This window comes from Dactylosporangium sp. NPDC005555 (assembly GCF_040605635.1).
Taxonomy (GTDB): Bacteria; Actinomycetota; Actinomycetes; order Mycobacteriales; family Micromonosporaceae; genus Dactylosporangium.
The window spans coordinates 1-2,801 of sequence record NZ_JBEXDG010000146.1; the positions used below are offsets into that span (position 1 = coordinate 1).

Annotated in this window: 3 protein-coding genes; all 3 read right to left on the reverse strand. The window is 69.2% G+C overall.

What is annotated here, in order from left to right; translation table 11 throughout:
* Window positions 1-102: 102 nt before the first annotated feature.
* Genes istB through istA form a run of 3 tightly spaced genes read right to left on the reverse strand, consistent with a single transcriptional unit; the run spans window position 103 to window position 2,605 of the window.
* Window positions 103-903 carry an IS21-like element helper ATPase IstB gene (gene istB / locus ABZS58_RS51060; RefSeq protein WP_354792074.1) on the reverse strand — a complete coding sequence of 267 codons (801 nt, stop codon included), beginning with the start codon at window positions 901-903 and terminating at the stop codon, window positions 103-105.
* Window positions 900-1,133, reverse strand: coding sequence for a hypothetical protein (locus tag ABZS58_RS51065; protein ID WP_354792075.1), 234 nt, complete (start codon window positions 1,131-1,133; stop codon window positions 900-902). The genes istB and ABZS58_RS51065 overlap by 4 nt, the downstream gene beginning before the upstream one ends.
* On the reverse strand, window positions 1,130-2,605 hold the full coding sequence (istA, locus tag ABZS58_RS51070; RefSeq protein ID WP_354792077.1) for an IS21 family transposase: 1,476 nt from the start codon (window positions 2,603-2,605) through the stop codon (window positions 1,130-1,132). Before istA ends, ABZS58_RS51065 begins: the two co-directional genes overlap by 4 nt.
* Window positions 2,606-2,801: the final 196 nt, after the last annotated feature.

Below are 2,801 nucleotides of genomic sequence, written 5' to 3' on the forward strand. Positions count from 1 at the left end.
TGTCAACGGTCAGGACGAAGTCCTGTCCTGCGGTCTTTGAAGTTCCTTGTGGGCGGACACCAGAATTCCGTGCTGACGGTCAGGTGTTCTCCTCGGTGTTTGTCAGGTCAAGGCTTGGACTCCTTTGCCGGCGAGGGCTTGTTGCAGGCGGTGCGAGTCGCCTGCGGTGGTGATCAGGTGGGCGTGGTGCAGGAGCCGGTCGACGGTCGCGGTGGCGAGGGTCTTGGGCATGATGGTGTCGAAGCCGGATGGGTGGATGTTGCTGGTCACGGCGATCGAGCGGCGTTCGTAGGCGGCGTCGACGATGCGGTAGAACGCTTCGGCGGCGTCCTGTCCGGCGGGGAGCATGCCGATGTCGTCGACGACGACGAGGTCGTTGCGGCAGATTCTGGTGACGGTGCGGGCGGTGGAGCCGTCGGCTTTGGCCCGTCCGATCGTGGCGGTCAACGTTTCGAGGGTGAACCAGCCGACGCGCAGGTCGGCCTCGATTGCGGTGTGGGCTAGGGCTTCGACGAAGTGGGACTTGCCGGTGCCGGAGGGTCCGGCGATGGCGAGGTTCTCGGCGCGGCTGATCCATTCCAGGGTGGTCAGCGCCTGCTGGGTCGGGGCCGGGATCGTCGACTGCTCAGGTCGCCAGGTGCCGAACGTCTTGCCGCTTGGAAAGTTCGCGGTTTTGCGGCGCATCCGGCGGGTGGCGGCGTCCCGGCCGATGACTTCTTCGTTGATCAGGACGCGGAGGACTTCGGCGGGGTCCCAGCGTTGGGCTTTGGCGGTGGCGATGACGTCGGGTGCGGCCTGGCGCAGGTAGGGCAGCCGCATCCGGCGTAGCAGCCGGTCCAGTTCGTCGGGCAGTGCCGGCGCCGTGGCCGGTTGGCTGGTTCGCCGGGTGGTCGGTCGGGTCATCGGGGTTCCTGTTCTTGCAGCAGCTGGTGCAGCTGCAGGGTGTGCTGGTCGAGGGCGTGGAGGAGTCCGGCGGCGGCGAGGGCGCCGTTGCCGGGACCGTCCAGGAAGGTGGTGAGGTCGTCGTGCGTGCCGGTGTCGGCGTGACGCAGCCAGTCCTCGATGCGGCCGAGGAGATGGGCCAGGTCGGCGGCGTGGTCACGGTCCAGCCGCAGAGGATCCCGGTCGGTCATCGACCGAACCGCTCCCAGCCGCTGGTGCCGGGCTGCGCGGAGTAGGTCTCGTCGGCGTGGACGAGGTCACCGGCCGGGTTGCGGCGCTCAAGATGGTCCAGGATCGAACCGAGGTCCGTGTCGGCGAACCGGCCGGCCGCGGCGGCCAGGCCGAGGGCCTGATCGACCCGGGCCGGGCCGAGGACAGCGGCGAACTCGACCGCGCGGGCCATCTTCGACCGCACCCGCGCCGCGCCGGTTGCGGCGGCTTCGATCAGCCACTGCCGGGCGCCGTCACCGATGGCCAGGAAGTCCGCCTCCGCCTTCGTCCGGGCCCGTGGCCGGGGTGGGCGGGGATGGTTGCCGCCGGGATGGTGCGGGTAGTGCGCGTCGACGATGCGCGGGTTGCCGGGCGTGGACAACGTATGCCGGGCGATCTCGACCGTCCCGGCCGGGCCCATCGCGACGATCGCGAGTTCGTCGCCGACGACCCGGCACCACACCCGGGTGTCGACGTGGCCGGGCGGGGTCGAATACCGCACCGACCCGAACCGGACGGTCTGATCGTCACCGACGAGGCGTTCCTCACCCAACACAGTCGTGTGCGGATCCGTGGGCAACGGGTGCAGCCGCTGCCGCTCAAGCGCGAGCCGCTCAACCGGGGCGATCCCGGTCTCGCGGTGCGGGCGGGCGTTGATGCGCGTGCCCCACGCCTGGCAGGCCACGGCCAACTCGGCGAACGACGTGTACTCGCCACGCAGGTTCGTCTCGGTTGGGACCAGGTCGGCCTTGGCGACCTTCACCGTCGCCTCGACCCCGCCCTTGGACTCCGGGTCGAACGGTTCGCAGGTGTGGACCGTGAGCCCGTAGTGCCGGCCCGCCGCCACGACCATCGGATGCCGCACCGCGACACCGGCGATGTGTTCGACGGTGACGGTGCGGGCGTTGTCGCCCAGCAGGTAGGTCGGTGCGCCGCCGAGGGTTCGCAGGGTCGCGTCCAGGCAGGCGATGAGCGTGCCGAGGGTCTGATCCCAGGTCGGGATCACCACCCGGAACCGTGACCAGGCCAGCCACGCGCAGAACAGACTCGTCCTGCGTCCGCCGATGCGGGGCCCGTCACCCCAGTCGAACTGCAACCACAGGCCGGGCTCGGGCACCCACGGCCGGTAGGTGCGCCGGCGCCCGGCCCGCCAGGCGGTCTTCGCCGCCGCGACCGCCCGCCGGGTCGTGCGTTCGGTCCCGGTGAACCCCATCCCGACCAGCCGGACATGGACCTTGTCCGCCCGGATCTTGCCTTTCGACGCCTCGACAAGCTCTTCCACCTTCGGCAGGAACGCGTCGATCAACTTCGGTCGGGTCATGCGAACGAACGGGTCCCCGCCACCAGCGTCACGCAACGCGACATACCGCTGAACGGTCTTCGGGTCACACCCAGCCAACTGCCCAGCAGAATGCACGCAGCCGGTCAGGTCGTATGCCTCCAAGATCTCCATGATCTCCCTGTCAGACTTGGTCACGGTCTCTCCGGTCGGGTTGACGGCAAGGTCAGCAACCCGCCAGCCAACCCGCCGGAGAGATCCACTACACGAGGTCATGACGGAGATCACCTGACCGCCCACCAGGAATTCCGGTGTCCGCGAGCCGGGACTCAACTGTCCGTCAGCAAGGATTTTTCACTGTCCGCTAGCA

What these genes read in the sequence shown, in the direction of transcription:
- istB (WP_354792074.1), bottom strand. Translation starts at nt 903, where the DNA reads ATGACCCGACCGACCACCCGGCGAACCAGCCAACCGGCCACGGCGCCG.
- ABZS58_RS51065 (WP_354792075.1), bottom strand. Translation starts at nt 1,133, where the DNA reads ATGACCGACCGGGATCCTCTGCGGCTGGACCGTGACCACGCCGCCGAC.
- istA (WP_354792077.1), bottom strand. Translation starts at nt 2,605, where the DNA reads ATGGAGATCTTGGAGGCATACGACCTGACCGGCTGCGTGCATTCTGCT.